Source organism: Streptomyces sp. NPDC104202 (assembly GCF_055584185.1).
The window spans coordinates 187,608-213,704 of sequence record NZ_JBVJMN010000003.1; the positions used below are offsets into that span (position 1 = coordinate 187,608).

Consider the following 26,097-nt stretch of genomic DNA (forward strand, 5'->3'; position numbering starts at 1 on the left):
TCTCCCCCCCCCCCCCCCCCCCCCCCCCCCCCCCCCCCCCCTCCCCCCCCCCCCCCCCCGCCCCCCCCCCCACCCCCCCCCCCGGGACGTTTCCCGGGACGTTTCCCTGACCGTGCCGGGACGGTGCCGCCGGTCCCGGGGGACGGGCGGCCTCCCCTTCCGGCCGTGTCCTACCGGCGCTTGCGGCCGCCCTCGCCGAGCAGGCCGGCCTTGCGGAGGGCGTCCGCCATCGCGCTGTTGGCCGGTGCGGGCGCGGCGGACCGGTCACGGCCACCGCCGCCCCGCTCCGCGCGGTCGCCGCGGTCACCCCGCTCGGCCCGGCGGCCGCCACCGCCCTGGCGCTGCTGCGGCGGACGGCCGGAGCGGTCGCCGCGCTCGCGCGGGGGCGTGCCGCCGGCCGCGTCCGCGCCGGGCTCGTCGTCGAGGCGCAGGGTCAGGGAGATCCGCTTGCGCGGGATGTCCACGTCCAGCACCTTCACCTTGACGACGTCGCCGGGCTTCACGACGTCGCGCGGGTCCTTGACGAAGGTCTTCGACATGGCCGAGACGTGGACCAGGCCGTCCTGGTGGACGCCGACGTCCACGAACGCCCCGAAGGCCGCCACGTTGGTGACGACGCCCTCCAGGACCATCCCGGAGGCCAGGTCGCCGATCTTCTCGACGCCGTCCTTGAAGGTGGCCGTCCGGAAGGCGGGCCGCGGGTCACGGCCGGGCTTCTCCAGCTCGCGCAGGATGTCCGTGACCGTCGGCAGGCCGAAGGTGTCGTCGACGAAGTCGTCGGCGCGGAGCGAGCGCAGGGTGCCCGTGTCGCCGATGAGCGCGGCGACCTCGCCGCCGGTGGCCTTCACCATGCGGCGCACCACGGGGTACGCCTCCGGGTGCACCGACGAGGCGTCGAGCGGGTCGTCGCCGCCCCGGATGCGCAGGAAGCCCGCGCACTGCTCGTACGCCTTCGGGCCGAGCCGGGCGACGTCCTTCAGGGCCCGGCGGGAGCGGAACGGGCCGTTGGCGTCCCGGTGCGTGACGATGTTCTCGGCGAGGCCGGCGCTGATGCCGGAGACGCGCGAGAGCAGCGGCGCGGAGGCGGTGTTGACGTCGACGCCGACGCCGTTCACACAGTCCTCGACGACGGCGTCGAGCGAGCGCGAGAGCTTCCCTTCGGCCAGGTCGTGCTGGTACTGGCCGACGCCGATGGACTTCGGGTCGATCTTCACGAGCTCGGCCAGCGGGTCCTGGAGCCGGCGCGCGATGGAGACGGCGCCGCGCAGCGACACGTCGAGCTCGGGGAGTTCCTGCGAGGCGAAGGCGGAGGCCGAGTAGACCGACGCGCCGGCCTCCGAGACCATCACCTTGGTCAGCTTCAGCTCGGGGTGCCGGGCGAGGAGTTCGCCGGCGAGCTTGTCGGTCTCCCGTGAGGCCGTGCCGTTGCCGATGGCGACCAGCTCGACCGCGTGTTCCTTCGCCAGCCGTGCGAGCCGGTCGAGCGCCTGGTCCCACCGGTTGGCCGGCACGTGGGGGTGGATCGTGTCGGTGGCGACGACCTTGCCGGTCGCGTCGACGACGGCGACCTTCACGCCCGTGCGGAAGCCGGGGTCGAGGCCGAGCGTGGCCCGGGTGCCGGCCGGCGCGGCGAGCAGCAGGTCGCGCAGGTTCGCCGCGAAGACCCGGACCGCCTCGTCCTCGGCGGCGGTGCGCAGCCGCAGCCGCAGGTCGATGCCGAGGTGGACCAGGATGCGGGTGCGCCAGGCCCAGCGGACGGTGTCCTGGAGCCACTTGTCGCCGGGGCGGCCCCGGTCGGCGACGCCGAAGCGGTGCGCGACGATCCCCTCGTACGAGGAGGGGCCCTCGGTGGGCTCCTCCGGCTCCAGGTCGAGACCGAGGACGTCCTCCTTCTCGCCGCGCAGCATGGCGAGCACCCGGTGCGAGGGCAGCGCCGTGAACGGCTCCGCGAAGTCGAAGTAGTCGGCGAACTTCGCGCCCGCCTCCTCCCGGCCGTCGCGGACCTTCGCGACGAGCCGGCCGCGGCCCCACATGCGCTCGCGCAGCTCGCCGATGAGGTCGGCGTCCTCGGAGAACGTCTCGGCGAGGATCGCCCGCGCGCCCTCCAGGGCCGCAGCGGCGTCCGCGACGCCCTTGTCGCCGTCCACGAAGGCCGCGGCGGCCGCCGTCGGCTCCACGGACGGGTCGGCGAGCAGGCCCTCGGCCAGCGGTGCCAGACCGGCCTCGCGGGCGATCTGGGCCTTGGTCCGCCGCTTCGGCTTGAAGGGCAGGTAGATGTCCTCCAGGCGGGCCTTGGTGTCGGCGGCCCGGATGCCGGCCTCGACCTCCGGCGTCAGCTTGCCCTGGTCGCGCACCGAATCGAGGATCGCCGACCGGCGGTCCTCCAGTTCGCGCAGGTAGCGCAGCCGCTCCTCGAGGGTGCGCAGCTGCGCGTCGTCGAGCATCTCGGTCGCTTCCTTGCGGTAGCGCGCGATGAACGGCACGGTCGAACCGCCGTCGAGGAGCTCGACGGCTGCCTTCACCTGTCGCTCGCGTACGCCGAGCTCCTCGGCGATCCTTGCTTCGATGGACGTCGTCACGGTGTCCCGACTCGCCTTCTCGTGCCTCAAGCTTGCGAGTGCATTCTGCCGGGTCGGTCACCCGTACGCGGCAACCGACCCGTTCCGGCGGTTCGCCGGGGCTGCCTCAGCCCTTGCCGGTGAGGTCCGCGGGGAAGGCCCCGGCGGAGGCCGCGGCGAAGAGGAAACCGCGTCCGAGCTCGGTCAGGCGCTCGACCCCGGCCGCGCCGAGGTGCGCGTAGGGGGCGGCGTCCAGCCGGTCGGTGTGCTCCTCCAGCCCGGCGCGGAGCGCGGTGCCGGACTCCGTCAGCTCGCCGTCGGCGTCGAGCACCCCGCGCCCGCGCAGCCGCTCCACGGCCGCGTCCCAGTCCTCGCGCCGCCAGCCGCGCGAGCCGAGGACCCAGCGGGGCGCCATGCCCTTGCCGGTGGCGGTGTGCGAGACGAGCGCCTCGACGGGGTCGAGACCGGCGGAGAGCAGCGCCGCGAGGTGGCCGTCGCCCCGGTGCTCGCGCAGCAGGGTGGCGGCGTGCCAGTAGGCGAGGTGGGGCTCCTCGGGCACCGGCAGGTCCGCGTGGGCGGAGTAGAGCGGCCGGGCGTGCCGGGTGCAGGCCTCCGCGGCGCGCAGCGCGAGCCCGGCGGCCTCGGCCATCTCGGGGGAGGCGACGGCGTCGTCGCCGAGCAGCCGCCGCAGGGTCGCGTCCGCGGCCCGGAGCCGGGCGTCGAGGACGGCGGCGGGGGAGGCGGTCTCCCAGACGGCGGGCAGGTGCCGGGCGAGCAGCTCGTGGCGGTAGTTGTAGAAGGCCGCGGCGACCGTGCCCGCGCCGACGGCGCCGAGGGCGGCGCTGCGGGAGGCGAGCCGCATCGCGGCCGCGTCGGTGAAGCCGAGCGCGGTGAACTCCCGGTCGAGGTCGGGCGAGAAGTAGACCGTCGAGTGCAGCGGGTTGAGGGCGTTGTGGCAGCGTCGGCCCGCGCGGGGCGGAAGTGCAGTCGTCATGCCCCCGAACGTTACCGACTGGTCGGTACGACGGGAACAGGCGTGCCCCCGTCCTCGGGCGCGGGGCGCGGATGGCAGGAAAGGTGGGTTCTCCGTCGTTGCGGACGCCGGGGCACCCGCGAAGGATGGAGCCATGACGCAGCGACCCGTCCTCGTCGTCCTCTTCGACGACGTGCAGAGCCTCGACGTCACCGGGCCCGTCGAGGTGTTCGCCGGTGCCGGCCGGGCGGCCGGCGACCCGGCCGCCTACCCGATCCGGACCGCCTCCCTGGACGGCGGCCCGGTCCGCACCCAGAGCGGCCTGCGCCTCCTGCCCGACACCGGCCTCGACGCGGCGGTCGCCGACGGCCCGCCCCACACCCTGGTCGTGCCCGGCGGCGAGGGCACCCGCGCCCCCGCCCCCGAGCTCGTCGACTGGCTGCGGACGCACGCGCCGCACGCGGAGCGGCTGGTCTCCGTCTGCACCGGGGCGCTGCTCCTCGCCGAGGCCGGCCTCCTCGACGGGCACCGGGCCACCACCCACTGGGTCGCCTGCGACCACCTCGCCCGCCGCCATCCCGCGGTCGACGTCGACCCGGACCCGATCTTCGTCCGGGACGGCCGCATCGCCACCTCCGCCGGGGTCACCGCGGGCATCGACCTGGCCCTGGCCCTGGTCGAGGAGGACCTCGGCCGGGACGTCGCCCTCACCGTCGCCCGCCACCTGGTCGTCTTCCTGCGCCGCCCCGGCAACCAGGCCCAGTTCAGCGCCCAGCTGGCCGCCCAGACCGCCCGCAGCGAGCCGCTGCGGGACCTCCAGCACTGGATCACCGAGCATCCGGAGGCGGACCTCTCCGTCGACGCGCTCGCCGCCCGCGCCCGCCTCTCGCCCCGCCACTTCGCCCGCGCCTTCCACGCGGAGACCGGCACCCCGCCCGGCCGCTACGTCGACCGCGTCCGGCTCGAACACGCCCGCCGCCTCCTGGAGGACACCTCGCGCGGAGTCGAGGAGGTCGCCCGCGCCTCCGGCTACGGCACCCCCGAGACGATGCGCCGCGCCTTCCTCAAGGCCCTGGGCACCGGCCCGGCCGAGTACCGCCGCCGCTTCCACGCGGCCCTGACCTGACCGCGCGCCCCGCAACGGCCGCCGCGAACCCACCCACCGAAAGGGAACCCCCGTGCAGATCGCCGTCCTGCTCTACGACCGCTTCACCACCCTCGACGCCGTCGGGCCCTACGAGCTGCTCGCCCGCCTCCCCGGAGCCGAGACCGTCTTCGTGGCCAAGGAGGCCGGCCCGGTCCGCAACGACCAGGGCAGCCTCGCCCTCGTCGCCGACAAGGCCCTCGCCGACGTCCCGCACCCGGACCTCGTGCTCGTCCCCGGCGGCCCGGACGCGTGGGTGGCCATGGAGGACCCGGAGATCCTGGACTGGCTGCGCACCGCCGACGCCACCAGCACCTGGACCACCTCCGTCTGCACCGGCTCGCTGATCCTCGCCGCCGCCGGTCTGCTCCGGGACCGCCGGGCGACCACCCACTGGCTCGCCTTGGACGAACTGGGCGCCCTGGGGGTCGAATCCACCGGCGAGCGGGTCGTCTTCGACGGCAAGTACGTCACCGCCGCCGGCGTCTCCTCCGGCATCGACATGGCGCTGCACCTGCTCGGCCGGATCGCCGGCGACGAGACCGCGCAGACGATCCAGCTGCTCACCGAGTACGACCCGCAGCCGCCCTACGACGCGGGCTCGCCGGAGAAGGCCCCGGCCGCGATCGTGGCCCACTGGCGGGGCACCGCGACGCGGGACCTGGCCGGCGACGCGCGCTGACAGCCCCGCGGCGCGACCGGGACGGCCCGCCCGGCCCGCCGCCCGACGGCGCTACCTTCCGGTCGCCCCCGAGAGCCCGTACGTGAAGCGGGGCGCGCGGCGCTCCAGGAAGGCGGCGATCCCCTCCGCGGTGTCGCCGCTGCCGCGCGCCTGCTCCGCCCAGTGCGCGTCCCGGTCGAGCCGCCCGTCGGCGAACTCCTTGGCCGCCGCCTGCGTGAGCAGCGACCGCGAGGCGAGCACCCGGACGAACTCGGCGACCCGCTTGTCCAGTTCGCCCGCCGGGTGCAGCTCGTCCACGAGGCCGGTCCGCAGCGCCCGCTCCGCGTCGATCAGTTCGCCGGAGAACAGCAGGTACTTGGCGGCCGAGGGGCCCACGAGCGCGGCCAGCCGGCGGGTCGACGAGGACGCGTAGACGATGCCCAGTTTCGCGGGTGTGACGCCGAACCGGGTGCCCTCCTCGGCGAACCGCAGGTCGCAGGCGGCGGCGAGCTGGCTGCCGCCTCCCACGCAGAAGCCCCGGACGGCGGCCAGGGTCGGTTTGGGGAAGGCGGCGAGGGCCTCCTCGGCGCGGACCGCCAGCGACTGCTGCTCGTCCCCGGGCTCCCGCAGCGTCGAGATGTCGGCGCCGGCGCAGAAGGTGTCGCCCTCGCCGGTCAGGACGAGCACCCGGACGGCCGGGTCGGCGGCGAGCCGCTCCAGGATGCCGGGCAGGGCGCGCCACATGCCGGCGCTCATCGCGTTGCGCTTGGCGGGGTTGGCGATGACGACGGTGGCGACCCCGTCCACGACGGTGTCCCTCAGCTGCGGCTCCATGGGCCGGATGCTATCCGCCGGACCCGAACGTACGATCAGGAAGGGCGCCTTCGGCCTGCTGCTCGGGCTGCTGGTCCTCTTCGCCCGGCCGGACGGCAGCCGGTACGTGCTCGGGGTGTTCTTCTCGCTCGCGCTGCTGTTCGACGGTCTGGGCCTGATCGCCATGGGTCTCGGCGGCCGTCACGTCGTCGGTATGGTGACCCCGCCGGCGCCCGCGAAGGCCGCCCCTCCGGAGTCATCAGAAAACGTGCAGGACCAGTCGAACAACTGACTTCTGTCTACCGGCTCGATCAGAAGGCGGCCGATAAGTGTCGACTTCTGGTCAGTAGGTGGGTCCGCCCGTCCGGATTGCCAAGACTCGATCCGTGGCGAGAATCGAGCACGAGGGTGGGAACGGGACCGTGGACACCCACGGAGGCGTCCCCACCCGGCAACCGTCCTACGAAGGAGTCTGGCGCTTCACCGCGGCCGCGGTCGACGTCTCCGTCCCGCAGGCCCGGCACGCCGTACGCGACCTGCTGGTCCGCCAGGCCGTCCCCCTCCACGAGGAGATCATGGACGGCCTGCTGCTGATCGTCTCCGAGCTGGTCACCAACGCCGTCCGGCACGCGGCGCTCCTGTCCCCGGAGATAGCGGTGGAGGTGGCGATCGGCCCGGAGTGGATCCGGGTCTCGGTCGAGGACAACCACCCCTACCGCCCCAAGGCCCTCGAAGCCGACTGGGGACAGACCGGCGGCCGCGGACTGCTGCTCGTCCGGGAGATCGCCCAGGAGTCGGGCGGTGCCTGCGACGTCGAGCACACCGCGGGCGGCGGCAAGATCATCTGGGCGGCCCTGCCCCTGGCCCCGATGGCACCGGGGCCGGGAGCCGTGCCGCAGCCGCTGGTCACCAGCCCCCGGACGGACCCGTCAGCTCCCTGATCGCCGGACGCGCCGCGTCGAGCACCGTCATGAACCAGGCGGAGAACGGCGCGGCGGCGTGGCGCTCGGCCAGCTCGGCGGCGGTCACGAAGGCCGTGTCCTCGATCTCCTCCGGGTCCGGCCGGGGCTCCGCCTGCACGAGCCCGACGAACAGGTGGTTGAACTCCTGCTCCACCAGGCCCGACGCCGGGTCCGGGTGGTTGTAGCGGACGGTGCCGGCCTCGGCGAGCAGCGTCGGCGAGACGCCGAGCTCCTCGAAGGTGCGCCGGGCCGCCGCCGCGAACGGCGCCTCGCCCGGGTAGGGGTGCCCGCAGCAGGTGTTCGACCACACGCCGGGGGAGTGGTACTTGCCGAGCGCCCGGCGCTGGAGCACCATCCGCCCCTCCTCGTCGAAGAGGAAGACGGAGAAGGCGCGGTGGAGCTGACCCGGCGCCTGGTGCGCGGCGAGCTTCTCCGCCGTGCCGATGGTCGTCCCCTCCTCGTCGACCAGTTCGAGCATGATCGGCGCCGTGACTCCGGACGGCTGGACACCGTTCGACAGGATCTCCGGCGAGATCTGAGCCGCGGTGGCTGGTGTGGTCGACATACCCATCCTTCGCTTCGGTCCTCGGCCCTGTGGGGCCCCCACAGTCTGCCGTACAAAACCGGCTTGTCCGTACTTCGACGGCCGGACGTGGCCGCTCCCGCCGCACCGGAGGGGACCCGGGGCGACGGGAGCGGGACCGACGGCGGGGCGCCTAGACGCCGAAAGCCGCCGGATAGACCAGGGTGCCCGACGGAACCGGCACGGACTCGTCGAGGACGAGCGCCATCATGGCCTCGTCGGGGACCTCGAAACCTGGCTTGATTCCGTACTCGGACGCCCGTACGAACCCGAACCGCGGGTAGTACTCCGGATGGCTCAGGACGAGCACGAGCGACTCGCCCCGCAGCCGCGCCGCGTCGAGCGCGGCCCGGACGACGGCCTGACCGGCGCCCGTCCGCTGGTGCTCCGGCGCCACCGACACGGGCGCGAGCGCCGCCGCCGGGGCGCCGCCCACCCGGCAGCGGGTGATCAGGGCGTGCGCGGCCACCGTGCCGTCGGGCGCTTCGGCCACGAGCGACAGACCGGGCAGCCAGGCGTCCGGGTCGGCGCGGAGCGCCTCGACCAGATCGGCCTCGGCCGCGGACGGCTCGCCCCGGGGCCCGAAGGCCGTCGACACGACCCGCCGGATCGCCGCCGCGTCCGCGGCGGTCTCCGCGCGGGGGGTCCAGCGCGGATCGGCCGGACGCAGCACGAAGCCGGCGTAGCCGTACGCGGAGCCGTGGGCGCGCCGCAGCGCGATCTCGGCCCGCGCGCCCGCGACCGCCTCGGCCATGCCGGGGACGGCGGTGTCCGCCGCGTCGGCGCGGGCGGCGAGCGGCACGTAGTACTCGTCCCAGTCGCTCTCGGGCTGCGGGACGGTGCCCAGGACGTGGTAACCGGCCCCGACCGCCGCCGCGGCGTTCTCCGCGACGGTGCGGAGCCGGTAGTGCTCCTCCCAGAAGGCGCGGGCGGCCGGATCCGGCTCGTCGGTGGTCCAGACGCACTCGGTGAGCACCAGCGTGCCCCCGGGCGCGAGCAGCCTGCGCCACTCGGCCAGCGCCCGGTCGAAGCCGAGCACGAAGACCGAGCTCTCGGCCCAGACCAGGTCGAAGGATCCGTCCGGGAACGGCAGGGCGCCCATGTCGGCGTGGAGCGTACGGACCGAGTCGTCGAGCCCGCGGGCCGAGGCGTTCTCCCGCAGCTCGGCGAGGAACGGCTCGTGGGTGTCGACGGCGGTCACCTCGGCGCCCGCCTCGGCGGCCAGGAGCAGCGCGCTGCGGCCCGGGCCGCAGCCGAGGTCGAGGACGCGCGGACGCTCCGGGAGCGTCCCCGCGAGCGCGAGGAGCCGGCGGGTGGTGGCGTCGGAGCCGGGACCCTGCCGCGGCAGGCCGTGGTGCAGGGCGAAGAAGGAGTCGTGCAGAGCGTTGTCGGACAACGTGGGATTCCCTTGGTGGAGGGGTCCCGGCCGACGACGTGACGGACCGGTGCGTGGACCGGGATCAGGTCAGCCGGAGACCCGGAAGCTGAAGCGGGACCGGGCGCTGCCGAAAGCGGCAGCCTCCATCGCGACGGTCATCGACCCCAGCTCCTCTCCACACGCGTTCGTACGAAGAGACTAACAGCCGCCCCGGCTCAGAGGCAGAGCTTCGCCTCGTGCTCCGCGTGACCCGCCGGTTCCAGCTGGAAGGTGCAGTGCTCCACGTCGAAGTGCGAGCCCAGGCATCCCTGGAGCGCGTGCAGCATCTTCTCGTGCCCGACCGAGTCCAGCGCGTCCTGGTCCACCACCACGTGCGCCGAGAGCACCGGCATCCCCGAGGTGATTGTCCACGCGTGCAGGTCGTGCACGTCCTCCACGCCGGGCAGGGCCACGATGTGCGCCCGCACCTCGGCCATGTCGACGCCCTTGGGCGCCGCCTCCAGGAGGACGTCCAGAGTCTCGCGCAGCAGCTTGAGCGTCCGCGGCACGATCATGAGACCGATCACGATCGAGGCGATCGGGTCGGCGTACTGCCAGCCCGTGGCCAGGATGATCCCGGCCGCGACGATCACGGTGACCGAGCCCAGCGCGTCCGCGAGGACCTCCAGGTACGCACCGCGGACGTTGAGGCTCTCCTTCTGGCCCCGCACGAGCAGCGACAGCGAGATCATGTTCGCCACCAGGCCGACCACGGCGAAGGCGATCGTCAGCCCGCCCTTGGTCTCGGCCGGCTCCAGGAACCGCTGGACCGCCTCGAACAGCACGTAGCCGCCGACGACGAGCAGCAGCAGACAGTTGGCCAGCGCGGCGAGGATCTCCGCCCGGGCGAACCCGAAGGTGCGGTTGCCCGACGGCGGCCGGTTGGCGAAGTGGATCGCCAGCAGCGCCATCGCGAGGCCGACCGCGTCGGTCGCCATGTGCGCCGCGTCGGCGATCAGCGCGAGCGAGTCGGCGACCAGACCGCCGATGATCTCGATCACCATCACGGAGAGCGTGATGCCGAGCGCGATCCGCATCCGGTTCCGGTACGCGGCCCCCGCGGTGCCCGTCGGGGGCGTGCCCCCGTGACTGTGCCCGTGGTCGTGTCCAGCCCCCATGACATGGCCTCCCGGTCGTGTCGTCCGTCGTGCGCCCAGTGGTTCCCGATTCGCAAGTGAACTACGGGTGGGGGGTATGTGCAACACGGTACTGAACACCGTTGTCATATGCTCTGACCTGCGAATATCCGGTGAGGCCCGGTCATGGCCGGAAGCATGCTCCGAGCCCCGTACGAGCGCGGCCCGACCGTGGTTTGTGAGGCGGGCCACCGATCGCCCATGATGATCACCACAGGACGGGCGCATCCGTGCGGACACGGGTGGGCCCGGGGGAGTCCTGCCCGCGAAGCCTCGGTGAACTCGCGCTTCTGTTCATCCGATAGCCTCAGCCGACGTGTCGCCGCCCCGTGCCGGGCGGCACCGCCGCGCCCGGGGCCGCCGTGAGCCCCGCCGGCCCTCCGTCAGCTCCAAGGAGTGAGTTCGTCTGTCGACCGCCATCCTCACCGGCCCGCCGGCACCCGGATCGTCGCTCGACGGCGATCTGCGGTCGCTCGGCTTCGACGTCCGGATCGCCTCCGGCGCCGAGGAGACCGGCGCCCTGCTGGCCACCGTCCCGGCGGGTGAGCGCGTCGCGCTCGTCGACCCCCGGTTCGTCGGCCACGTGCACGCGCTGCGTCTCGCCCTCACCGACCCCCGGTTCCCGGCCGCGGCCGCGCCCGGCGCGCTCACCGCGCAGAGCGCCGCGCGCCCCGCGCTCGCCCGCGCGCTGACCGCGGCCTCCGGCGCTCCCGCGCCCGCCGGCACCGGCACGCTCACCGACGACCTCACCGGCACGCTCGCCGACGCCCTCGACGCCGACGGCGTCGCCGTGCACCGGCCCGCGCTCGGCACCCTCGTCGCCACCGTGCCCGCCGACGCCGAGGCCCGCCACCAGGCGCGCGCCGCCGTCGAGGCGGTCGACGACGAGGCCGTCCGCCTCCGCTCCGCCGTCAAGGCGCACGACGGCTTCTTCACCACCTTCTTCATCAGCCCGTACTCGCGCTACATCGCCCGCTGGTGCGCGCGCCGCGGACTGACCCCCAACCAGGTCACCACCGCCTCGCTGCTGACCGCCCTGGTCGCGGCGGGGTGCGCCGCGACCGGCGAGCGCGCCGGCTATGTCGCCGCCGGCGTCCTCCTGCTGGTCTCCTTCGTCCTGGACTGCACCGACGGGCAGCTCGCCCGCTACGCGCTGAAGTACTCGACGATGGGCGCGTGGCTCGACGCCACCTTCGACCGGGCCAAGGAGTACGCCTTCTACGCGGGCCTGGCGCTCGGCGCCGCCCGCGACGGCGACGACGTCTGGGCGCTCGCCCTGGGCGCGATGATCCTCATGACCTGCCGGCACGTCGTGGACTTCTCGTTCAACGAGGCCAACCACGACGCCACGGCCAACACGAGCCCCACCGCGGCCCTCTCCGACCGGCTCGACAGCCTCGGCTGGACCGTCTGGGCCCGCCGCATGATCATCCTGCCGATCGGCGAGCGCTGGGCCATGATCGCGGTGCTCACCGCCGTCACCACCCCCCGGATCGTCTTCTGGGCGCTGATCGTCGGCTGCGCCTTCGGCGCCTGCTACACCACCGCGGGCCGCGTCCTGCGCTCGCTGACCCGCACGGCGCGGCGCACGGACCGGGCCGCCCAGGCCCTGGCCGACCTCGCGGACTGCGGCCCGCTCGCGGGGATCGCCGCCCGCGGCGTCGCCCGCACCGGCCTGCGGCTCCTCCCCGGCGTCGTGCTCGCCGCCGTCGGCACCGGAGCGCTGCTGGCCACGGTCCTCGCCCGGCCCTTCGGCGACCGCCAGACCGTCGTCATCGCCGTCTTCGCCGCGGTCTTCGCCGGCGCGGCCGTCGCCCGCCCTCTCAAGGGCGCCCTTGACTGGCTCGTCCCGCCGCTCTTCCGCGCGGCCGAGTACACCACCGTCCTCGTGCTCGCCGCCCGCTCCGACTCCGCGCACGCCCTCCCGGCGGCGTTCGGGCTGGTCGCGGCCGTCGCCTACCATCACTACGACACGGTGTACCGCATTCGCGGCGGCACCGGCGCGCCGCCCGCGTGGCTGGTGCGCGTCACCGGCGGACACGAGGGGCGCACGCTCCTGGTGACCGTCCTCGCCGCCCTGCTGGCGGACCGCGGTGACGACTTCACCCTGGCACTGACCGCCCTGGCGGCAGCCGTCGCGCTCGTGGTGCTCGTGGAGTCCATCCGCTTCTGGGTCTCCTCCGGAGCACCCGCCGTTCACGACGAAGGAGAAACAGCATGATCGGCCTCGTACTGGCAGCCGGTGCCGGACGGCGTCTGCGCCCCTACACCGACACGCTTCCCAAGGCCCTCGTGCCGGTCGACGGCGAGACCACGATCCTCGACCTCACGCTGAAGAACTTCGCCGAGATCGGTCTCACCGAGGTCGCGATCGTCGTCGGCTACCGCAAGGAGGCCGTCTACGCCCGCAAGGAGGAGCTGGAGGCCACCTACGGCCTGACCCTCACCCTCGTCGACAACGACAAGGCCGAGGAGTGGAACAACGCCTACTCGCTGTGGTGCGCCCGTGACGTCCTCAAGCGCGGCGTGATCCTCGCCAACGGCGACACCGTCCACCCGGTCTCGGTCGAGAAGACCCTGCTCGCGGCCCGCGGCAACGGCCAGAAGATCATCCTCGCCCTCGACACGGTGAAGAACCTCGCCGACGAGGAGATGAAGGTCATCACCGCCGAGGGCAAGGGCGTCCAGCGCATCACCAAGCTGATGGACCCGGCCACCGCCACCGGCGAGTACATCGGCGTCACGCTGATCGAGCCCGAGGCCGCCGAGGAGCTCGCCGACGCCCTCAAGGTCACCTTCGAGCGCGACCCCGACCTGTACTACGAGGACGGCTACCAGGAGCTGGTCAACCGCGGCTTCACCGTCGACGTGGCCCCCATCGGCGACGTCAAGTGGGTCGAGATCGACAACCACGACGACCTCGCGAAGGGCCGTGAGATCGCGTGCCAGTACTGACCCGGCTGATCCCCTCGCCGGTCGTCGTCGACATCCGCAGGGGAGCGCTGGACGACCTGTCCGCGCTCCTCGCGGACCAGCGGATCTCCAGCAACGGCAAGATCGCCGTCGCCATCAGCGGCGGCTCGGGCCTCAAGCTGCGTGACCACTTCGCCCCGGAGCTCCCGGGCGCCGACTGGTACCCCGTCTCCGGCGGCACCATCGACGAGGCCGTGAAGCTCGCCGACGCCATGCGGGGCAAGCGGTACGACGCCGTGGTCGCCCTCGGCGGCGGCAAGATCATCGACGTGACCAAGTACGCGGCGGCCCGGGTCGGGCTGCCGCTGGTGGCCATCGCCACCAACCTGTCGCACGACGGCATCTGCTCGCCGATCTCCACCCTGGACAACGACAACGGCCGCGGCTCCTACGGCGTCCCGACCCCGATCGCGCTGGTCATCGACCTCGACGTGATCCGGGACGCCCCGGTCCGCTACGTCCGCTCGGGCATCGGCGACGCCGTCTCCAACCTGTCCGCCATCGCGGACTGGGAGCTCTCCCACCGCGAGACGGGCGAGCCCGTGGACGGCCTGGCCGCCGCCATGGCCCGCAGCGCCGGCGAGGCCGTGCTCCGCCACCCCGGCGGCGTCGGCGACGACGACTTCCTCGTCACCCTCTCCGAGGGCCTGGTGATGTCCGGCATCGCCATGTCGATCAGCGGGGACAGCCGCCCCTCCTCGGGCGCCTGCCACGAGATCAGCCACGCCTTCGACCTGCTCTTCCCGGCCCGCGCCGCGAGCCACGGCGAGCAGTGCGGCCTCGGCGCGGCCTTCGCGATGCACCTGCGCGGCGCGTCCGAGGCGTCCGTGCTCATGGTCGAGACCCTGCGCCGGCACGGACTGCCCGTCCTGCCGGAGGAGATGGGCTTCACCGTGGACGAGTTCGTCCAGGCGGTGTCCTTCGCCCCGCAGACCCGGCCGGGCCGCTTCACCATCCTCGAACACCTCGACCTGTCCGACGACGAGATCAGGGACGCGTACGCCGACTATGCAAAAGCCATCGGTAGCTGAGCTCCGACCGGTCGTCCACCCCCCGGGCGTCAAGGACCGGCGGAGCGGTGAGCACTGGGGCGGCCGCCTCTACATGCGGGAGATCTCCCTCAGGATCACCCGGCACCTCGTCGGCACCCGGATCACGCCGAACCAGCTCACCTGGGTGATGACCGTCGCGGGCGTCCTCGCGGCCCCGGCCCTGCTGGTGCCCGGGATCCCCGGGGCGCTGCTCGGCGCGCTCATGGTCCAGCTCTACCTGCTGCTCGACTGCGTCGACGGCGAGGTGGCCCGCTGGAAGAAGCAGTACTCGCTGTCCGGCGTGTACCTGGACCGGGTCGGCGCCTACCTCTGCGACGCGGCGGTCCTGGTCGGCCTCGGCCTGCGCGCCGCCGACCTGTGGGGCACGGGCGGGACCGACTGGCTCTGGGCGTTCCTCGGGACGCTCGCCGCGCTCGGCGCCATCCTGATCAAGGCCGAGACCGACCTCGTCGGCGTCGCCCGCCACCAGGGCGGCCTGCCGCCGGTCAAGGAGGCGGCGTCGGAGCCGCGCTCCTCCGGCCTGGCGCTGGCCCGCAAGGCCGCGGCGGCGCTCAAGTTCCACCGGCTCGTCCTCGGCATCGAGGCCTCGCTGCTGGTCGTCGTCCTGGCGATCGTGGACCAGATGCGGGGCGGCCTCTTCTTCACCCGGCTCGGCGTCGCCGTCCTGGCGGCCATCGCCCTGCTCCAGACCGTGCTGCACCTGGTCTCGATCATGGTCTCCAGCAGGCTCAAGTGAGGCCGGCCGTGAGTACGCCGCTCAAGGTGGGTGCCGTCGTCATCACGATGGGCAACCGCCCCGACGACCTGCGCGCGCTGCTCGACTCGGTCGCCAAGCAGGAGGGCGACCCCGTCGAGGTCGTCGTCGTCGGCCAGGGCACCCCGGTCACCGGGGTGCCCGAGGGGGTCCGTACCGTCGACCTGCCCGAGAACGTCGGCATCCCCGCCGGCCGGAACGTCGGCATCGAGGCCTTCGGTCCCGGCGGCACCGACGTGGACGTCCTGCTGTTCCTGGACGACGACGGGCTGCTCGCCCACGCGGACACCGCCGAACTCGTCCGCCAGGCGTTCACCGCCGATCCACGTCTGGGCATCATCAGCTTCCGCATCGCCGACCCGGACACCGGGCTCACGCAGCGGCGGCACGTGCCGAGGCTGCGGGCGGCCGACCCGATGCGCTCCTCGCGGGTGACCACCTTCCTCGGCGGCGCCAACGCGGTGCGCACCAAGGTCTTCGCCGAAGTGGGCGGGCTCCCGGACGCGTTCTTCTACGCCCACGAGGAGACGGACCTGGCCTGGCGGGCGCTCGACGCCGACTGGATGATCGACTACCGTTCGGACATGGTGCTGTTGCACCCCACCACGGCCCCCTCCCGTCACGCCTCGTACCACTTCAACGTGGCCCGCAACCGAGTGTGGCTGGCACGTCGCAATCTGCCCGCGCCCCTGGTGCCGGTCTATCTCGGCGTCTGGCTCCTGCTCACCCTGGCCCGGCGGCCCTCGCTCCCCGCGCTGAAGGCATGGTTCGGCGGATTCCGCGAAGGCTGGACGACCCCCTGCGGACCACGGCGTCCCATGAGGTGGCGTACGGTGTGGCGGCTGACCCGGCTGGGTCGCCCCCCGGTCGTCTGACATCGTGGTACCGACGTGCCGCGCATCTTGAACACGAAAGTTTCGACTTGTGAGTGACACACACCAGGGCGGGGCGGTCGCGACGAGCCCGCCCCCGTCCGTCGACGAGGGACTGTCCTCGGCCGCGCTGGCCGCGAAGTACGGCCTCTCGGTCAGTGGCGCCCGGCCCGGACTGTTCGAGTACGTCCGGGACCTGTGGAGCCGGCGCCACTTCATCCTGGCGTTCTCCTCGGCCAAGCTGACCGCCCAGTACAGCCAGGCGAAGCTGGGCCAGGTGTGGCAGGTGGCGACCCCGCTGCTCAACGCCCTGGTCTACTACCTGATCTTCGGGCTCATCCTGGGCGCCGGCCGCGGCATGACCAAGGACGTCTACATCCCGTTCCTGGTCACCGGCATCTTCGTGTTCACCTTCACCCAGAGCTCGGTCATGGCCGGCGTCCGGGCGATCTCGGGCAACCTGGGCCTCGTCCGGGCCCTGCACTTCCCCCGGGCCACGCTGCCCATCTCCTTCTCGCTCCAGCAGCTCCAGCAGCTGCTGTTCTCGATGATCGTGCTCGTGGCGGTCGCGATCGCCTTCGGCAGCTACCCCTCGCTCCGCTGGCTGCTGCTGGTCCCGGCGCTGTTCCTGCAGTTCGTGTTCAACACCGGCCTGGCCATGATCGTCGCGAGGATGGGCGCCAAGACGCCCGACCTCGCGCAGCTGATGCCGTTCATCATGCGCACCTGGATGTACGCCTCGGGCGTCATGTTCTCGATCTCCGCGATGCTGGCCGACAAGCCCGCGTGGATCGCCGACGTCCTCATGTACAACCCGGCGGCCGTCTACATGGACCTCATCCGCTACGCCCTGATCGAGGGCTACGGCGCCGAGAACCTGCCGTCCCACGTCTGGATGACCGCCCTCGGCTGGGCCCTGGTCTTCGGCATCGGCGGCTTCGTCTACTTCTGGAAGGCCGAGGAGAGGTACGGCCGTGGCTGAACCGAACCAGTCCCACGTTCCCACCGTCATCTGCGACGACGTCCACATCGTCTACCGCGTGAACGCCGGCGGCGGCGGCAAGGGCAGCGCGACCGCCGCCCTCAGCCGGATCGTCGGCAAGGGCAAGGCCGAGGTCACCCGGGGCGTCCGCAAGGTCCACGCGGTCCGCGGCGTCACCTTCACCGCCTACCGCGGCGAGGCCATCGGCCTCATCGGCTCCAACGGCTCCGGCAAGTCCACCCTGCTGCGCGCCATCGCCGGCCTGCTCCCCACCGAGAGCGGCAAGGTCTTCACCGACGGCCAGCCCTCGCTCCTGGGCGTCAACGCGGCCCTGATGAACGACCTCACCGGTGAGCGCAACGTGATCCTCGGCGGCCTCGCGATGGGCATGAGCCGCGAGGAGGTGCGCTCCCGCTACGACGGCATCGTCGACTTCTCCGGGATCAACGAGAAGGGCGACTTCATCAGCCTTCCGATGCGGACGTACTCCTCCGGCATGGGCGCCCGGCTGCGCTTCGCCATCGCGGCCGCCAAGAACCACGACGTCCTCCTCATCGACGAGGCGCTGGCGACCGGTGACCGCAAGTTCCAGATCCGCTCCGAGGAGCGCATCCGCGAACTCCGCAAGGAGGCCGGCACGGTCTTCCTGGTGAGCCACAGCAACAAGTCCATCCGGGACACCTGCGACCGGGTGCTCTGGCTGGAGAAGGGGCAGCTCCTGATGGACGGCCCCACGGACGAGGTCCTCAAGGCCTACGAGCGCGAGACCGCGCGCTAGGCCGCCCGCGCAGCACGACGAGCCCCCGCCGAGCACCCCGGCGGGGGCTCGTCCGATTTCCGCGCGTCGCGCGCCCGCCCGGAATGTTGACGTGGTCAACATCGGGCAGGATGAGCCCATGGCAGCGATCTCGGGGGGCAAGACCTACCACCACGGCGATCTGCGCAACGCGCTGATCTGCGCGGCCGTCGACCTCGCCACCGAGGGCGGTCCCGAACGGGTCGTCCTGCGCGAGGCGGCCCGCCGGGTCGGCGTCTCGCCCACCGCCGCCTACCGGCACTTCGACGGCCGGGGCGAGCTGCTCCGTACCGTCCGGACCCACGCGCAGCGGGCGCTCGCCGACTCCATGGAGCGGGCCGCCGCCCGCGAGCCCGGCGCCGACGACCCCGGCCTGGCGGCCGAGCGCCGGCTCGCGGCCCTCTGCCGGGGGTACGTCGCCTTCGCGCTCGCCCAGCCCGGCCTCTACCGGGCCGCCTTCTGCGCGGCCCGTCAGACCGGGGCGGACGGGCCGGCTGCCGAGCGCCGGGCGCCGGAGCCCGAGGTCCGGGCGTTCACCCTGTTCGCGGAGGCCCTGGACGCGCTGGCCGGGGGCGGGGCCCCGCGGCGGGAGGTCCGCCCGGCCGCCGGCGCCGCGGCGTGGTCGGCCGTTCACGGACTGTCACTTCTGCTGCTCGAAGGGCCGCTCCGCCGGCTTCCCGCCCAGCGCCGGAACGCCGTCGTCGAGACCGCCCTCGCCATGGTCGTCTCCGGCACGCGCGTCACGTGACGCCCGCCTGAAGGCGAACTCCCTTGCGGCGCCGGGTGGTTGATTACCCGTACGGGTGAGGCCCGGGGTGTCCGCCACCCCGGAATGGCGACGGTCGTCGTACAACGTAAGCTGGACCGGTCTGATTCGCGGCAAGTAGGGCCATACCCCACCGCCATCGGGCCTCCGGGCAGCGGCTCTACGGGCAGGGGTCGGCGGCGTGTCCGAAATAGGATGGATTGGGTCGGCAGTGTAGAACGGGAGACGTGACGGCCATGACGCAGAATCTCCAGCTCCACGAGGGTGTCGCCGTCCCTCCGTCGGGCAGTGACCTGTGACGGACACCCGGCAGGCGCGCCCCGACGCCTCCTCGCGCGCCACACTCGGCAAGGCCGCGGACGAGAACTTCCCCGTGGCCCCCTTCTACCTGCCCCGCGCGTGGCGCGACGACCTCATGGCCGTCTACGGCTTCTCCCGGCTCGTCGACGACATCGGCGACGGCGACCTCGCACCCGGCGGCGCCGACGCCCGCCACCTCGGCGTCGGCCCCGGACAGGAGGAGGACCGGCTCGTCCTCCTCGACGCCTTCGAGGCCGACCTCCGCCGCGTCTACGACTCCACCCCGCACCACCCCCTGCTGCGGGCGCTCCAGCCGACCGTCCGGCGGTGCGACCTGGCCCCCGAACCCTTCCTCGGCCTGATCGAGGCCAACCGCCAGGACCAGCTCGTCCGCCGCTACGAGACCTACGACGACCTCCTGGCGTACTGCGAGCTCTCCGCCAACACCGTCGGCCGGCTCGTCCTCGGGATCACCGGCACCGCCACCCCCGAGCGGATCCGCCGCTCCGACGAGATCTGCACCGCCCTCCAGATCGTCGAGCACCTCCAGGACGTCGCCGAGGACCTCGGCAACGACCGGATCTACCTGCCCGCCGAGGACCTCAAGCGCTTCCACGTCACCGAGGACGACCTGGCCCGGCCCACCGCCGGAGCCTCCGTGCGCGCCCTGATCGCCTTCGAGGCCGAGCGGGCCCGCGACCTGCTCCACGCGGGCATCCCCCTCGTCGGCAGCGTGCGCGGGCGGCTGCGCCTGCTCCTCGCCGGATTCACCGGCGGCGGGCTCGCGGCGCTCGACGCCGTCACCGACGCCGGGTTCGACGTGCTCCCCGGGCCGCCGAAGCCGACCAAGCCGAGCCTGATGCGCCAGGTGGGAGCGGTACTGCTCCGGGCGCGGAAAGAGGGGTGAGCGCGACCGTGGAGGGACAGCCCCAGCCGTCCGCACCGGTACTGGCCGCCTACAGCTACTGCGAGGCGGTCACCGGGCAGCAGGCCCGTAACTTCGCCTACGGGATCAGGCTGCTGCCGACCGAGAAGCGCCAGACGATGTCCGCGCTGTACGCCTTCTCGCGGCGGGTCGACGACATCGGCGACGGCACGCTCGCGCCCGAGGCCAAGCACGAGCGGCTCGAAGCCACCCGGACCCTGCTCGACCGGGTCCGCGCCGGGAAGGTCGACGAGGACGACACCGACCCCGTCGCGGTCGCCCTCGCCGACTCCGCCCGCCGCTTCCCGATCCCGCTCGGCGCCCTCGACGAGCTCATCGACGGCGTCCTCATGGACGTGCGCGGCGCGACCTACGAGACCTGGGACGACCTCAAGGTCTACTGCCGCTGCGTCGCCGGGGCGATCGGACGGATCTCCCTCGGCGTCTTCGGCACCCAGCCCGGAGCCCCGGGCGCCGAGCGAGCCCCGGAGTACGCCGACACCCTCGGTCTCGCCCTCCAGCTCACCAACATCCTCCGGGACGTGCGCGAGGACGCCGGGAACGGACGCACCTACCTGCCGTCCGACGACCTCGCCAAGTTCGGCTGCGGGGACGGCTTCGGCAGCCCCACCCCGCCCCCCGGCGCCGACTTCGCCGGGCTCGTCCACTTCGAAGTGCGCCGCGCCCGCGCCCTGTTCGCCGAGGGCTACCGGCTGCTGCCGCTGCTCGACCGGCGCAGCGGCGCCTGCGTCGCCGCCATGGCCGGCATCTACCGCCGCCTCCTCGACCGGATCGAGCGCGACCCCGAGGCCGTGCTCCGCGGCCGCGTCTCGCTCCCCGGCCGCGAGAAGGCCTACGTCGCGGTGCGCGGCCTCTCCGGCCTCGACACCCGCACCATCGCCCGGCGCACCGTCAGGAGGCGTGCCTGATGCGCCCCTGCGCCACCGCCCGCCGGGCAACCCGGGGCACCGTTCCGGCGTCCCTGGACGGGGCGGCCGCACCCGCGACCGCCCTGCCGCCGAGGCCCCCGACCGTCCGGTCCGCACCGGACCGGACCGCGACGACCCGAACGGAGGCCGTGTGACGACCGACGGAACCGAGCGCGACGCCCGGCCGGACACCGACGCGCCCGCCGGCCCGGCCCCCGCCGCCGGCCGGCCCGGCCCCCCGGCGGGCGGCGGCACCGGCGGGGACGGACGCGAGCACGCCGTCGTCGTCGGCGGCGGCCTCGCCGGGATCACCTCCGCGCTCCGGCTCGCCGAAGCGGGCGTCCGCGTCACCCTGCTCGAAGGACGTCCCCGCCTGGGCGGCCTCGCCTTCTCCTTCCGCCGCGGCGACCTCACCGTCGACAACGGCCAGCACGTCTACCTGCGCTGCTGCACCGCCTACCGCTGGTTCCTCGACCGCGTCGACGCCGCCCGCCTCGCCCCGCTCCAGGACCGCCTCGACGTGCCCGTCCTCGACGTGGCCCACCCGCGCGGCCCCCGGCTCGGCCGGATCCGCCGCGACGACCTCCCGGTCCCGCTGCACCTGGCGCGCAGCCTCGCGACCTACCCGCACCTCTCCCTCGCCGAGCGGGCCTCCGTCGGCCGGGCCGCCCTCGCGCTGAGGAAGCTCGACCCCGCCGACCCGGCCCTCGACGGCATCGACTTCGCCACCTGGCTCGGCCGGCACGGACAGTCGCCCCGGACCGTCCAGGCCCTCTGGGACCTCGTCGGCATCCCCACCCTCAACGCGCCCGCGCCGCAGGCGTCCATGGGACTCGCCGCGATGGTCTTCAAGACCGGTCTGCTCTCCGAGCCCGGCGCCGCCGACATCGGCTGGGCGCACGTCCCGCTCGGCGAACTCCACGACACCCGGCCCGCGAAGGAGCTCGACGCCCTCGGCGTCCGCACCCTGCTGCGCACCAAGGCCGAGCGGATCTCCCGTACCGACGACGGGCGTTGGACCGTCGAGGTGCCCGGCGAGACGCTCACCGCGGACGCGGTCGTCCTCGCCGTGCCGCAGCAGGAGACCCACGGCCTGCTGCCCGAGGGCGCCCTCGACGACCCCGACCGTCTCCTCGACATCGGCACCGCGCCCATCCTGAACCTGCACGTCGTCTACGACCGCAAGGTCCTGAAGCGGCCCTTCTTCACCACCCTCGGCTCCCCGGTGCAGTGGGTCTTCGACCGCACCGACTCCTCCGGACTGACCGGCGGCGGCCAGTACCTCGCCGTCTCGCAGTCCGCCGCGCAGGACGAGATCGACGAACCCGTCGCCGCCCTGCGCGCGCGGTACCTCCCCGAGCTGGAGCGGCTGCTGCCGGCCGCCCGCGGCGCGGGGATCCGCGACTTCTTCGTCACCAGGGAGCGGACGGCCACGTTCGCCCCCGCCCCGGGCGTCGGCCGGCTCCGCCCCGGCGCCCGCACCAGGGCGCCGGGCCTGTACCTGGCCGGGGCCTGGACCGCCACCGGCTGGCCCGCGACCATGGAGGGTGCCGTCCGCAGTGGCTTCAGTGCCGCGGGCGCCGCGCTCTCCGCCTTCGGCCGCCGCCATGACCATCCGCTGCAGGAGGCGGCATGAGTGTGAGTACCGGAACAAGAGGAGAGACCGTGCCGACTGTGCCGCCGGGTAATCCGGCCGTCGACACCGCGGACGTGTCCGCACTGCTGGAGCGGGGGCGGACCCTGTCCACCCCCGTACTGCGGGCGGCCGTCGACCGCCTCGCGTCGCCCATGGACACCGTGGCCGCCTACCACTTCGGCTGGATCGACGCCCAGGGCAACCCCGCCGACGGCGACGGTGGCAAGGCCGTCCGCCCGGCGCTCGCCCTGCTGTCGGCCGAGGCCGCGGGCGCCGCGCCCGAGGTCGGGGTCCCCGGCGCCGTCGCCGTGGAGCTCGTGCACAACTTCTCGCTGCTCCACGACGACCTGATGGACGGCGACGAGCAGCGCCGCCACCGCGACACCGTGTGGAAGGTGCACGGCCCCGCGCAGGCCATCCTCGTCGGCGACGCGCTGTTCGCCCTCGCCAACGAGATCCTGCTGGAGATCGGCACCGTGGAGGCCGGCCGGGCGACCCGCCGGCTCACCACCGCCAGCCGCAAGCTCATCGACGGCCAGGCCCAGGACATCTCCTACGAGCACCGCGAGCGGGTCACCGTCGAGGAGTGCCTGGAGATGGAGGGCAACAAGACGGGCGCCCTGCTCGCCTGCGCCGTCTCCATCGGCGCCGTCCTCGGCGGCGCCGACGACCGCACCGCCGACAAGCTGGAGGAGTACGGCTACCACCTCGGCCTCGCCTTCCAGGCCGTCGACGACCTCCTGGGCATCTGGGGCGACCCGGAGGCCACCGGCAAGCAGACCTGGAGCGACCTGCGCCAGCGCAAGAAGTCCCTCCCGGTCGTCGCCGCGCTCGCCGCCGGCGGCGAGGCGTCGGAGCGGCTCGGCGAGCTCCTCGCCGCCGACGCCAAGTCCAACGAGTTCGACTCCTTCTCCGAGGAGGACTTCGCCTTCCGGGCGGCCCTCATCGAGGAGGCCGGAGGACGCGAGTGGACCTCCCAGGAGGCCCGCCGCCAGCACGCCGTCGCGATCGCGGCCCTGGACGAGGTGGACATGCCCGCCCGCGTGCGGGCGCAGCTCGTCGCCCTGGCCGACTTCGTGGTCGTACGGAAGAGATGATCACCATCACCCTGATATGAGTTCGCGGTCGCCGGCCGGCGCCCTCCGGCGCCGGCCGACGGCAGACCCGTAGAAGCAGAGAAGGATCCGACTGCGCAAAGGGGAAGCCATGACAGCGACGACCGACGGAAACGCCGGGGCCGTGGGCCCCCGGGCGGCCTCGGCCAACACCACGCACGACACCGGCGCCGTCGCGTCGGACCTCGACGGGGCCGCCGCACGGGCCGCGGAACGGGCCGCCGGGCACCTGCTCGCCCGGCAGGACCCGGAGGGCTGGTGGAAGGGCGACCTGGAGACCAACGTCACCATGGACGCCGAGGACCTCCTGCTCCGCCAGTTCCTGGGCATCCTCGACGCCGAGACCGTCCGCGCCTCGGCCCTCCACATCCGCCGCGAGCAGCGCGAGGACGGCGCCTGGGCCACCTTCTACGGCGGACCCGGTGAGCTCTCCGCCACCGTCGAGGCCTATGTCGCCCTCCGCCTCGCCGGGGACCTTCCCGAGGACCCGCACATGGCGCGCGCGGCCGCCTGGGTCCGCGCCCGCGGCGGGATCGCCGCCGCCCGGGTCTTCACCCGCATCTGGCTGGCCCTCTTCGGCTGGTGGCGCTGGGAGGACCTGCCCCAGCTGCCCCCGGAGCTGCTCTTCCTGCCGAAGTGGTTCCCGCTCAACATCTACGACTTCGGCTGCTGGGCCCGGCAGACGATCGTGCCGCTGACCATCGTCTCGGCCAAGCGGCCGGTGCGCCCGGCGCCCTTCCCCCTCGACGAGCTGCACACCGACCCGGCGCGCCCGAACCCGCCGCGGCCCCTCGCCCCCGCCACCGGGTGGGACGGCATCTTCCAGCGGCTCGACAAGGCCCTGCACGTCTACCACCGGTTCGCGCCCCGCGCCCTGCGCGGCACCGCGATGAACGTCGCCGCGCGCTGGATCGTCGAGCGCCAGGAGAACGACGGCTGCTGGGGCGGCATCCAGCCCCCGGCGGTCTACTCGGTCATCGCCCTCCACCTCCTCGGCTACGACCTCGGACACCCCGTCATGCGGGCCGGCCTGGAGTCGCTCGACCGGTTCGCGGTCCGGCGCGAGGACGGCTCCCGCATGATCGAGGCGTGCCAGTCGCCCGTCTGGGACACCTGCCTCGCCACCATCGCGCTCGCCGACGCCGGGGTCGCCCCCGACCACCCGGCCCTGGTCAAGGCCGTCGACTGGATGCTCGACGAGGAGATCACCCGGACCGGGGACTGGGCCGTGCGCCGCCCCGGGCTGCCCCCGGGCGGCTGGGCGTTCGAGTTCCACAACGACAACTACCCCGACATCGACGACACCGCCGAGGTGCTCCTGGCGCTGCGCCGGGTGCGCCACCCCGACCCGGCACGGGTCGAGGCGGCCATCGCCCGCGGCGCGCGCTGGACGCTCGGCATGCAGTCGCGCGACGGCGGCTGGGGCGCCTTCGACGCCGACAACACCAGCGCCTTCCCGAACAAACTGCCCTTCTGCGACTTCGGCGAGGTGATCGACCCGCCGTCCGCCGACGTCACCGCCCACGTGGTGGAGATGCTCGCCTACGAGGGCATGCTCGGGGACCCCCGCGCCCGCCGGGGCGTCGAGTGGCTGCTCGCCGCCCAGGAGCCCCACGGCGCCTGGTTCGGCCGCTGGGGCGTCAACCACGTCTACGGCACGGGGTCGGTGCTCCCCGCGCTCACCGCCGCCGGTCTGCCCGTCTCCCACCCGGCGGTCCGGCGCGCCGTCGGCTGGCTCGGCTCCGTCCAGAACGAGGACGGCGGCTGGGGCGAGGACCTCCGCTCGTACGAGGACGAGGGATGGGTCGGGCGCGGCGCCTCGACCGCCTCCCAGACCGCCTGGGCGCTGATCGCCCTCCTCGCCGCAGGCGAGCGGGAGTCCGAGGCCGTCCGGCGCGGCGTCGCCTGGCTCACCGGGACCCAGCGCGAGGACGGCTCCTGGGACGAGCCGCACTTCACGGGCACCGGCTTCCCCTGGGACTTCTCCATCAACTACCACCTCTACCGGCAGGTCTTCCCGCTCACCGCGCTCGGGCGGTACGTGCACGGGGAGCCCGCACCCCACAAGGACCGCTGATGGGCCGCGCGCCGGGCCCCGGCGCCACACCGCCGCTGCTGATCGTCTGCGCGCTCGGCATCGAGCGGTTCGCCCTGCGCGGCGGCGAGCACGGCGGCGCCCCCGGCCCGGTCACCGTGGTCCGCACCGGCATGGGGCCGGACCGGGCCCGCCGGGCGGTCTCCCGGACCCTCGGCGAGGAGCGGTGGCGGGACGCCGCCGTCATCGCCTCCGGCTTCTGCGCCGGCCTGGCCCCCGGCATGCACCCGGGCGACCTGGTCGTCGCGGACGAGACCCGGGGGCCCGACGGCACGACCCTCTGCACCGGCACCGAGCTGCTGGTGAAGGCCCTGGCCAGGGCGGTACCGGGGCGGGCCGTGCACACCGGGCCGCTCACCGGCTCCGACCACGTCGTGCGCGGCCCCGAGCGGACCGCGCTGCGGGTGAGCGGCGCGATCGCCGTCGACATGGAGTCCGCGGCGACCCTGCGGACGGCCCGGGCCGCCGACACCCTCGGAGACGGCCCGGACGCCCGCCCGGTTGCGGCCGTCCGGGTGGTCGTGGACGCTCCGGAACATGAACTGGTCCGGATCGGCACGGTACGCGGGGGAATATCGGCCTTCCGCGTCCTTCGTGCCGTCCTTCCCGCATTCTTCGAATGGCACCGTTCTTTGCTGCTCCCCAGGAGGTGAAC

At 73.8% G+C, this 26,097-nt stretch carries 23 protein-coding genes and 1 pseudogene; 18 read left to right on the top strand and 6 right to left on the bottom strand.

Translation table 11 applies throughout. From position 1 onward, the window contains the following. Positions 1–170: 170 nt before the first annotated feature. Complete coding sequence (locus ACZ60W_RS03485) at positions 171–2,579, bottom strand: Tex family protein (RefSeq protein WP_469753666.1); 2,409 nt, start codon at positions 2,577–2,579, stop codon at positions 171–173. 106 nt (positions 2,580–2,685) lie between these two features. Beyond that, positions 2,686–3,552, bottom strand: a complete 867-nt coding sequence (locus ACZ60W_RS03490; RefSeq protein WP_469753667.1) for an SCO6745 family protein — start codon at positions 3,550–3,552, stop codon at positions 2,686–2,688. 133 nt (positions 3,553–3,685) lie between these two features. On the opposite strand from ACZ60W_RS03490, the gene ACZ60W_RS03495 reads away from it, so the two are divergent. Further along, positions 3,686–4,657, top strand: a complete 972-nt coding sequence (locus ACZ60W_RS03495) for a GlxA family transcriptional regulator (RefSeq protein ID WP_469753668.1) — start codon at positions 3,686–3,688, stop codon at positions 4,655–4,657. A 52-nt stretch (positions 4,658–4,709) separates the two neighbouring features. Next, positions 4,710–5,357 carry a DJ-1/PfpI family protein gene (locus tag ACZ60W_RS03500; RefSeq protein WP_469753669.1) on the top strand — a complete coding sequence of 216 codons (648 nt, stop codon included), beginning with the start codon at positions 4,710–4,712 and terminating at the stop codon, positions 5,355–5,357. A gap of 51 nt (positions 5,358–5,408) precedes the next feature. On the opposite strand, the gene ACZ60W_RS03505 is transcribed toward ACZ60W_RS03500, so the two are convergent. After that, complete coding sequence (locus ACZ60W_RS03505; protein ID WP_469753670.1) at positions 5,409–6,170, bottom strand: enoyl-CoA hydratase/isomerase family protein; 762 nt, start codon at positions 6,168–6,170, stop codon at positions 5,409–5,411. A 37-nt stretch (positions 6,171–6,207) separates the two neighbouring features. Between ACZ60W_RS03505 and ACZ60W_RS03510 the strand changes: the two are divergent. Both ACZ60W_RS03510 and ACZ60W_RS03515 read left to right on the top strand, forming a co-directional pair. Further along, positions 6,208–6,441 (top strand): annotated as a pseudogene (locus tag ACZ60W_RS03510) (HdeD family acid-resistance protein); the annotation flags it as partial. Between the two features lie 130 nt (positions 6,442–6,571). Further along, positions 6,572–7,090, top strand: a complete 519-nt coding sequence (locus ACZ60W_RS03515) for an ATP-binding protein (protein ID WP_469753735.1) — start codon at positions 6,572–6,574, stop codon at positions 7,088–7,090. Here the strand turns inward: ACZ60W_RS03515 and idi are convergent. The 3 genes from idi to ACZ60W_RS03530 all read right to left on the bottom strand — a co-directional run bounded on the left by idi (position 7,056) and on the right by ACZ60W_RS03530 (position 10,229). Then, positions 7,056–7,676, bottom strand: coding sequence for an isopentenyl-diphosphate Delta-isomerase (gene idi, locus ACZ60W_RS03520; RefSeq protein ID WP_469753671.1), 621 nt, complete (start codon positions 7,674–7,676; stop codon positions 7,056–7,058). The genes ACZ60W_RS03515 and idi overlap by 35 nt on opposite strands. Positions 7,677–7,827: 151 nt before the next feature. Beyond that, positions 7,828–9,090 carry a GNAT family N-acetyltransferase gene (locus ACZ60W_RS03525; protein WP_469753672.1) on the bottom strand — a complete coding sequence of 421 codons (1,263 nt, stop codon included), beginning with the start codon at positions 9,088–9,090 and terminating at the stop codon, positions 7,828–7,830. Between the two features lie 197 nt (positions 9,091–9,287). Next, entirely contained in the window at positions 9,288–10,229 is a 942-nt protein-coding gene (locus ACZ60W_RS03530) for a cation diffusion facilitator family transporter (protein ID WP_469753673.1), read from the bottom strand. A gap of 424 nt (positions 10,230–10,653) precedes the next feature. On the opposite strand from ACZ60W_RS03530, the gene ACZ60W_RS03535 reads away from it, so the two are divergent. From ACZ60W_RS03535 to ACZ60W_RS03600, 14 genes are all read left to right on the top strand, one after another. Beyond that, on the top strand, positions 10,654–12,468 hold the full coding sequence (locus ACZ60W_RS03535) for a DUF5941 domain-containing protein (protein WP_469753736.1): 1,815 nt from the start codon (positions 10,654–10,656) through the stop codon (positions 12,466–12,468). Then, the gene (locus ACZ60W_RS03540) at positions 12,465–13,202 is read left to right on the top strand and encodes a phosphocholine cytidylyltransferase family protein (RefSeq protein ID WP_469753674.1); all 738 of its coding nucleotides are present in this window, start codon (positions 12,465–12,467) and stop codon (positions 13,200–13,202) included. Before ACZ60W_RS03535 ends, ACZ60W_RS03540 begins: the two co-directional genes overlap by 4 nt. Then, complete coding sequence (locus ACZ60W_RS03545; RefSeq protein WP_469753675.1) at positions 13,190–14,251, top strand: iron-containing alcohol dehydrogenase family protein; 1,062 nt, start codon at positions 13,190–13,192, stop codon at positions 14,249–14,251. The genes ACZ60W_RS03540 and ACZ60W_RS03545 overlap by 13 nt, the downstream gene beginning before the upstream one ends. After that, positions 14,229–15,008 (top strand): CDP-alcohol phosphatidyltransferase family protein, encoded by a 780-nt coding sequence (locus tag ACZ60W_RS03550; RefSeq protein WP_469753676.1) that lies wholly within the window; start codon positions 14,229–14,231, stop codon positions 15,006–15,008. Before ACZ60W_RS03545 ends, ACZ60W_RS03550 begins: the two co-directional genes overlap by 23 nt. An 8-nt stretch (positions 15,009–15,016) precedes the next feature. Then, positions 15,017–15,901, top strand: coding sequence for a glycosyltransferase family 2 protein (locus ACZ60W_RS03555; protein WP_469753677.1), 885 nt, complete (start codon positions 15,017–15,019; stop codon positions 15,899–15,901). Between the two features lie 49 nt (positions 15,902–15,950). Beyond that, a complete protein-coding gene (locus tag ACZ60W_RS03560) occupies positions 15,951–16,880 on the top strand; it encodes an ABC transporter permease (protein ID WP_469753678.1) in 930 nt (309 codons plus the stop codon). Further along, positions 16,873–17,658 (top strand): ABC transporter ATP-binding protein, encoded by a 786-nt coding sequence (locus ACZ60W_RS03565; protein ID WP_366306925.1) that lies wholly within the window; start codon positions 16,873–16,875, stop codon positions 17,656–17,658. The genes ACZ60W_RS03560 and ACZ60W_RS03565 overlap by 8 nt, the downstream gene beginning before the upstream one ends. 118 nt (positions 17,659–17,776) lie before the next feature. After that, positions 17,777–18,424 (top strand): TetR/AcrR family transcriptional regulator, encoded by a 648-nt coding sequence (locus ACZ60W_RS03570; RefSeq protein WP_469753679.1) that lies wholly within the window; start codon positions 17,777–17,779, stop codon positions 18,422–18,424. 313 nt (positions 18,425–18,737) lie between these two features. Further along, complete coding sequence (gene hpnC / locus ACZ60W_RS03575; RefSeq protein ID WP_469753680.1) at positions 18,738–19,649, top strand: squalene synthase HpnC; 912 nt, start codon at positions 18,738–18,740, stop codon at positions 19,647–19,649. Beyond that, complete coding sequence (hpnD, locus tag ACZ60W_RS03580) at positions 19,646–20,596, top strand: presqualene diphosphate synthase HpnD (protein ID WP_469753681.1); 951 nt, start codon at positions 19,646–19,648, stop codon at positions 20,594–20,596. The genes hpnC and hpnD overlap by 4 nt, the downstream gene beginning before the upstream one ends. A gap of 151 nt (positions 20,597–20,747) precedes the next feature. Then, complete coding sequence (hpnE, locus tag ACZ60W_RS03585; protein ID WP_469753682.1) at positions 20,748–22,232, top strand: hydroxysqualene dehydroxylase HpnE; 1,485 nt, start codon at positions 20,748–20,750, stop codon at positions 22,230–22,232. Then, positions 22,229–23,329 carry a polyprenyl synthetase family protein gene (locus ACZ60W_RS03590; protein ID WP_469753683.1) on the top strand — a complete coding sequence of 367 codons (1,101 nt, stop codon included), beginning with the start codon at positions 22,229–22,231 and terminating at the stop codon, positions 23,327–23,329. Before hpnE ends, ACZ60W_RS03590 begins: the two co-directional genes overlap by 4 nt. A gap of 109 nt (positions 23,330–23,438) precedes the next feature. Then, on the top strand, positions 23,439–25,424 hold the full coding sequence (gene shc / locus ACZ60W_RS03595; protein ID WP_469753684.1) for a squalene--hopene cyclase: 1,986 nt from the start codon (positions 23,439–23,441) through the stop codon (positions 25,422–25,424). Further along, positions 25,424–26,095 carry a phosphorylase family protein gene (locus ACZ60W_RS03600; RefSeq protein WP_469753685.1) on the top strand — a complete coding sequence of 224 codons (672 nt, stop codon included), beginning with the start codon at positions 25,424–25,426 and terminating at the stop codon, positions 26,093–26,095. The genes shc and ACZ60W_RS03600 overlap by 1 nt, the downstream gene beginning before the upstream one ends. Positions 26,096–26,097: the final 2 nt, after the last annotated feature.

What these genes read in the sequence shown, in the direction of transcription:
- ACZ60W_RS03540 (WP_469753674.1), top strand. Translation starts at nt 12,465, where the DNA reads ATGATCGGCCTCGTACTGGCAGCCGGTGCCGGACGGCGTCTGCGCCCC.
- ACZ60W_RS03490 (WP_469753667.1), bottom strand. Translation starts at nt 3,552, where the DNA reads ATGACGACTGCACTTCCGCCCCGCGCGGGCCGACGCTGCCACAACGCC.
- ACZ60W_RS03530 (WP_469753673.1), bottom strand. Translation starts at nt 10,229, where the DNA reads ATGGGGGCTGGACACGACCACGGGCACAGTCACGGGGGCACGCCCCCG.
- shc (WP_469753684.1), top strand. Translation starts at nt 23,439, where the DNA reads ATGACAGCGACGACCGACGGAAACGCCGGGGCCGTGGGCCCCCGGGCG.
- ACZ60W_RS03590 (WP_469753683.1), top strand. Translation starts at nt 22,229, where the DNA reads ATGAGTGTGAGTACCGGAACAAGAGGAGAGACCGTGCCGACTGTGCCG.
- ACZ60W_RS03495 (WP_469753668.1), top strand. Translation starts at nt 3,686, where the DNA reads ATGACGCAGCGACCCGTCCTCGTCGTCCTCTTCGACGACGTGCAGAGC.
- ACZ60W_RS03505 (WP_469753670.1), bottom strand. Translation starts at nt 6,170, where the DNA reads ATGGAGCCGCAGCTGAGGGACACCGTCGTGGACGGGGTCGCCACCGTC.
- ACZ60W_RS03600 (WP_469753685.1), top strand. Translation starts at nt 25,424, where the DNA reads ATGGGCCGCGCGCCGGGCCCCGGCGCCACACCGCCGCTGCTGATCGTC.
- ACZ60W_RS03570 (WP_469753679.1), top strand. Translation starts at nt 17,777, where the DNA reads ATGGCAGCGATCTCGGGGGGCAAGACCTACCACCACGGCGATCTGCGC.
- ACZ60W_RS03550 (WP_469753676.1), top strand. Translation starts at nt 14,229, where the DNA reads ATGCAAAAGCCATCGGTAGCTGAGCTCCGACCGGTCGTCCACCCCCCG.
- idi (WP_469753671.1), bottom strand. Translation starts at nt 7,676, where the DNA reads ATGTCGACCACACCAGCCACCGCGGCTCAGATCTCGCCGGAGATCCTG.